This window comes from Candidatus Omnitrophota bacterium, from assembly GCA_016929445.1.
Classification (GTDB): Bacteria; Omnitrophota; Gorgyraeia; order JAFGIU01; family JAFGIU01; genus JAFGIU01.
Map to the genome: position 1 here is coordinate 1 of JAFGIU010000037.1, position 4,392 is coordinate 4,392.

At 59.7% G+C, this 4,392-nt stretch carries 1 protein-coding gene; it reads right to left on the reverse strand.

Features of this window, described 5'->3' with window-relative positions:
• A partial coding sequence (locus tag JW937_03125) for a hypothetical protein (GenBank protein ID MBN1586403.1) occupies positions 1-4,392 on the reverse strand: 4,392 nt, incomplete at both ends.

Consider the following 4,392-nt stretch of genomic DNA (forward strand, 5'->3'; position numbering starts at 1 on the left):
AGGCTTCTTGCAGATACGGGCAAGCCCAAGTTCCCCGGCTCACCGCGCCGGTCCGCTCCAATCTGGGCAGCCAAGGCTTGCAGCGTGTTGCGCTGGTCCGCGATCCGGGCCCGGTCCGCGTCCGTGAGCACTCCCACAGGCTGGGAAGCCTGCAGCTCCACTTGCGCCATCAACTCCAACAGGCCTTGCTTGATGTGCCAGAGGATTTGCCCTTCCCTGCGCCGCAAGCTGTCTAGATCCCCGGGCGTGTTGCTAAGACGCGCCTCTGCTTCCTGCCGCAGGGCCTGGTACAATTCGGCGGTGGGGTTCACAGTGAGTGTCAGCATTTGACCGCCCACCCGGACCTGCAAGTCTTGCAGAGCCGCATCGGCCCGGGCAAGATACCGCTGTGTCTGACGGGTCTCGTAAAAGGCCTGCTCTCTTTCCACATCGCGCTGCACTTCGCGAATGATCTGGCGGGGATCGTAATCCACCTCAATGGCCGCCATTCCAATGATGTTGGCCATCCCGCCGATATAGGCGATGGGTTGATCCCCTAAAGTCGCCGCCTTAATGCGGTCCACGCGCTCCCAGAAGCTTTGAGGGTTCTGCTTGTATCCGGCCACGGAACCCATGTTGATTTCCACGCCCTGTGCAGGCGCTCCCTCATGTCCCTCCTCTATCAGTCTCACACGCCCCTCCGGCCTAATTCGGGCGTGGGTTTGTTCATCCAAGCGATCGGCCAGAATCCTTGCCTCGGCCCTGGCCTCCTGACCGTCATGCTCCACTTGCTCCCAAGCCTGCTGGGCAATGGGCGCATGGTCCGATTGCAGGCTGCGCTCCTCCCACTCCAATTGCAGAGTGCCATCCGGGGCTGCAGAAAACACCGGTCTTTGACCAATGGCACCGAGTAAGACTAAGGCCACCACATAGCGCTTGGCGCCCTTGGCCTCACGGGCAAAGGCATCAGCCCAGTCTCCGGGAATCTCAAAAAGGTGCCCTCCAATGACAACCGTGGTAAAGGCATAGGATTTGTCCTCATAGGTCATGATCACGCCTTCACTCACCTCGTTGTTCATAGCATCTCCGCCGAACCAATAGGGATACGCCGGTTTAAATCCGTCCAGATTAAAAACACTAATTCTGTGCGCATTGGAGGGATCCGAGGCGGGACCCAAATAGCGCACGGGCTGGGCGTGGGGTTGGTCCGGGCCTATGGGATACATGGTGTTCTCCACCATGCCTGTGATGGTTTGCAGAGGCACACGCACAGTATTCACAACCCCCCCGGCTTCCTGCTCAGCCAGAATCATGTCGTTGTAATTACTGAAGAGCGGATCCAGTTGGCGCACATCGTCCCAAACATCCAAGTTCGGCTCTGCGCCGGTCATGTGGGCCTGGACCACATCCCTGTGCCCGGTCAGCCAGCGCGCCATGACGCGCTGCCAGTCGTAGATATTGAGCTCCGGATCAGACATCACCTTGCCCTCGTTGATGGGGTGCAAGACGGTTGCCTGCGGCCCGCGAATCGCCGTATTGAGAGGCCGCACCAGAGCCGTGGATCCCAGGTAGTTGAGCTCTTGGGTGAGGCTCATCAAAGGAGTGAACATCCCCCATTCCCCGCGCTTGCTGAAATAGGTCCAGTTGACCTCCGGGATATAGCGGTCCAGGCCCTCCTTCCCCTTGCGCCGGATCGGAGGCGTGTCAAAGGGATACACCACAATGCCCTGAGCCATAGAAACCTTGCCGGGCTGCGACAACAGGGTCTCGAACATCCTATTCACACTGGAGTGCTCGGGAGTGTCCGCCCCCTGATCCAGGGCATAGATCGCCCGCGCGCGCCGCACACCCTGATCGTAGATCTGCTGGCCCATCACACGCTGAAACAGCGGGTCCACCAAGGTGGCTGCATTCCCCGCGGTAATCGCAGCGTGCCTTGCTTGGGCCCTCGCCAGAGGGTCCGCCTCCGAAGCATTGAGCCCCAAGTTCTGTGCTTCCTCTCGGATCTGCTCCAAGGCTTCAACCGCACCGGCCAATTCATTGAGAGCCAAATCCTCCAGATTCCCAAAGCTCTGGGCATAGCTGTCCACCATGGCCTGGACCTTAGCCATATTTCCAGGGTCCAAAGAGCGGAAGAGCCTTTCACGCAAAGGCTCATACTCGATATTAAACTCTTTTAAGGAAGGTCCTTCGCCTGCATCCGTGCCCCGGTACTTCATAAAGAGCGCTCTTACTTCCGCCTGCACATCCGGAGTGAGGCCCTGCAACTCAGTCTCAAATTCGTCATCCGCAAACACAAGGCGCCCGTGGTGCGGAAAGTGAGCCATGATATAGGTGCGCAACTCAGGATAACTTGCAGTGTCGTTTTCTGTAATTCCCAACCGCTCAAAAAGCACAGCGCGCTGGTAGGCTTCATAGTTGTCCAGAAGTTCGGGACGGTCGCGGAAACGCGCTTGCCTCCGGTCCGCTGCGGTCTGCAGCCAGGTCAAGGCAACGTCCACTCCGCCCTTGCCCTCGTACTCCTCCGCAATAATCTGGAGCAGGTTGTTGAGTTCCACAATCTCGCCGGCACTCAAAGGATTCACATTGAGATCCCGATTGGGGAATAGCGCCCCGGCCAAAAGCTCGCGCTGCTGCCGCTCCTGAGGATTCCTTTGGAGCGCAGCAGCCCGGACCTGGTTTTCCGCGCCCACAATCGCCCCGCCTGCAATGCGCGTGACACCCCCGGCCAAGGAAGCCGCCCGGTGAATCACAAACTGCCGGAGCAGACGGAAGACAAGAGCCACCCCAACAAAACTCAGTACAATGGCTGCGGCAGGCACAGAGACCATAAGAGCTACCACAGGCAGAACAGGCCAAAGCACGGCAACCACGATTCCCACGGCCACCCCTCGAGGCAGCGTCCTGAGCACCAGATTGGGCAGTGTGGCGGTGAGCAAACGGTCCAGGGAGTGCAATGCATTAGTGAGCGGGTTGGGGAGCTGCCGCCTCCCGAGGTGGATGGCCCCTGTATGGGTCCGGGAATTCAAATAGGCCAAAAGGCTTGCATCCAACCCCGACGCCCCGATCCAAAGCGCAACAGCCAGCATCAGCGGGGCTATGGGCAAGAAAGCGCTTGCTGCAATCGCTAAGGAAAGCGTGGTGGCAACTCCCACCAGAGTGCTGCGGAAACGGGATGAAAGATTTCCGACTCCCGGAATCGGACTTCTTTTACCCAGGAGAAAACTCAGAGTGTCCTTTACCACCGTCAACCCCACAGCGCCCGCTCCCAAAGCCGCCATCTGGGGGGTGGAAACTGCAGGCAAAGACACCGTCATGGGGGCCAGAATCGGAAGAGCTGCAGCCACTCCAAATCCCAATCCCACGGCCCCGATCATTTCGGGAATTGTCACAAGCAAGAGACGAGGCCACCCGGAATTATGTCCGATTTTCTTGAGTGCCACTCGAGCCATTGCCGAAGCTGCCAAAAACCCCAAGCCCACAGCCGCAAGAGCCGCGCCTCCAAGGCCGAGTACCGGCGCCACAAGAGCCACCACAGCCGCTGCACCCACCGCAAGCGCGCCCCGCGTCAGCAAGAACCCGATGCCAGGCCTTTCAGGATCCAACAGCGCTCGCGCGACCACGGCAATCCCGGTTCCAATCAAAGGAACCAACGGCGAGAAACTGGCACTCACCATAGCGCTAATCAAGGGAGTGCCGCCAAAAAGCGTGATCGGGGCCGTCATGCCTACCAAAGGCGCCAGGACCGGTAGGGTCATCAGGAAGGGACCCGCTGCAAGAAGGAAAACCCCGGCTCCGATTGCCGTGAAAACGATTAGACCCGCAGTGCCCAACCCTCCCCTGTTATAGGAAAGCCCGCGCCAGAGCGTGCCTCTGGCCAAGCTTGCCAAACGCAGCATGAAGGGGAGGCTAAACAAAACGGCAGAACCGATCACAGCAGCCCAAAACACCGGGACCATGGGCAAAAGACTCGCCGCAATCGCAACACCCAGGAGCACCCCGGCGATCCGAACCAGCGGCTTATGCCAAACTTCCACGACACGACTCAAGAACGGCCCTGCGCCTTTGAGGTGCCGCACCCGTACCGGACTCGTATCTTCCTTGAGCTCCCGCGTGGGGAGAATGGCTTGGGTGTCCGATTCGGCAAAATTTTCACGCAAATCTGTCTTGGTCGGGTCTTCACTTACCGAGCGCCGGATGCGGCTGTTGGTGAAGACCTGGATGGTCATGCCCAGCCAAGCAGCGCCCCGCGTGGCTTGCAACCACCGCACCAGACCTGAACTCCGCTCCTGCCGCTCTGTCTGCACCTCCCGCGTGGGCCGCCGGAAACGGCCTCGATCCTGAGGCACAACCTGGTAAGTCTCGCCCTCCGCAGCCACGGTCCGGTATCTGCGATCGCGATTCCGCTCGCGC